Origin of the sequence: uncultured Senegalimassilia sp. (assembly GCF_934632265.1) — a bacterium.
Lineage (GTDB): Bacteria > Actinomycetota > Coriobacteriia > Coriobacteriales > Eggerthellaceae > Senegalimassilia.
Window position 1 is genome coordinate 1 of sequence record NZ_CAKTYH010000201.1, and the last position, 1,757, is coordinate 1,757.

Annotated in this window: 1 protein-coding gene; it reads left to right on the forward strand. The window is 58.2% G+C overall.

Annotated features, from left to right (window positions below):
- The first annotated feature begins 180 nt into the window (after positions 1–180).
- Positions 181–1,317 carry a UDP-galactopyranose mutase gene (glf, locus tag Q0H50_RS09455; RefSeq protein ID WP_294421704.1) on the forward strand — a complete coding sequence of 379 codons (1,137 nt, stop codon included), beginning with the start codon at positions 181–183 and terminating at the stop codon, positions 1,315–1,317.
- The last annotated feature ends 440 nt before the right edge of the window (positions 1,318–1,757 follow it).

Genomic DNA, 1,757 nt, shown 5'->3' on the forward strand with positions numbered 1-1,757 from the left:
CCTTCGCCGAGAGTACTGCAGCGCAAGGCTGCGGGAGGGCAGGGCGTCGCGCTCGCGGAGGGCGCTTTTCTATGCGCTGTATGCGCTCCGTGTAATTAGCCCTGGCTTGTCCAGGGCTTTTGTTGTCTTTGGTACCATTACGTTACTCATTTTAGTAACTTTGACTCTAAGGGGAAACGCATGAAGCTGTCCCATTATGATTACCTGGTTGTCGGCGCCGGCATCTCTTCGGCGGTGTTCTGCCACGAGGCCGCCAAGCTCGGCAAGACCTGCCTTGTCATCGACCGCCGCGACCATATCGCCGGCAACATCTACACCGAGGACGTGCAGGGTATTAACGTGCACTGTTACGGCGCGCACATCTTCCACACCTCCCTGCGCCCGGTATGGGACTATGTCAACCGCTTTGCCGAGTTCAATAACTACGTGAACAGCCCCGTAGCCGTCTACAAGGACGAGCTGTACAACCTGCCGTTCAACATGAACACCTTCTCGAAGATGTGGGGCATCCGCACCCCGGCCGAGGCCGTTGAGATCATCGAGCGCCAGAAGGCCGAGGCCGCCGACCTGATCGGCGAGGGCGAGCCTAAGAACCTCGAGGAGCAGGCGCTGTCGCTGATTGGCCGCGACGTGTTCGAGAAGCTCATCAAGGGCTACACCGAGAAGCAGTGGGGCCGCAGCTGCACTGAGCTGCCGCCGAGCATCATCAAGCGTTTGCCTGTGCGCCTGACCTATGACAACAACTACTTCAACGACCGTTGGCAGGGCATCCCCATGGGCGGCTACACCGCCATGGTCGAGCGCATGTTCGGCGACGTCGAGATCCTGCTGTCCACCGAGTACCGCGAGTTCCGCGAGCAGAACCCGGGCATCGCCGACCGCACCATCTACTGCGGCCCCATCGACGAGTACTTCGACTTCAAGCTGGGCACGCTGGAGTACCGCAGCCTGCGCTTCGAGTCCGAGGTTGTGGAGTGCGAGAACTGGCAGGGCAACGCGGTGGTCAACTACACCGAGCGCGAGGTGCCGTGGACGCGCATCATCGAGCACAAGCACTTCGAATCGCAGTCCTCGCCGGTCAGCGTGATCACGCGCGAGTACCCGGCCGACTGGAAGCCCGGTGACGAGCCGTACTACCCCATCAACGACGAGCGCAACTCCGCGCTGTACGCACAGTACGAGGAGCTTGCCAACCAGGAGGGCGATGTGGTGTTCGCCGGCCGCCTGGGCGGGTACAAGTACTACGACATGGACAAGGCCATTGACGCCGCGTTCGATCTGGTGAAGGCCGAGTTGGGCGTTGACCTGCGCGCGTAATCCTTCACGGAGGCGCTAGTTGCTTTTGGGCCGCATTGCTGCTTCGAATGGCCTTTCGGGTTAATTGCAGGGTGCTCATATTCGTTTTGGGAAAAGCGTCCGTGATCGCTTGAATCAACGGCTGGGACTTCGGTCCTGGCCGTTTTCGTTTTCAAGGAACTCGAGATGGTGTTCAGCGATGTTTGATCGAAGGTGTTCGTAGCAGATACTTGCCAGGAGTTGCTGGCCAACGGAACTCGCAAACAAGTATGACTGATGTTTTGGGGTTGGGCCATTGAGCAATGCGATTGCATCGATTAGTTTTCACCCCGCCCCTTGGTAAATACAATCTCTTGGCATTTTGAGTATTGCGGTTGTATTGCGAAAGACGCTCCTATAGTTGTCAATCCCCGATTTCCCGTCCCTCAATTCGATTGAGGAGCTCTTCGTAGGAATCCCTT

What these genes read in the sequence shown, in the direction of transcription:
- glf (WP_294421704.1), top strand. Translation starts at nt 181, where the DNA reads ATGAAGCTGTCCCATTATGATTACCTGGTTGTCGGCGCCGGCATCTCT.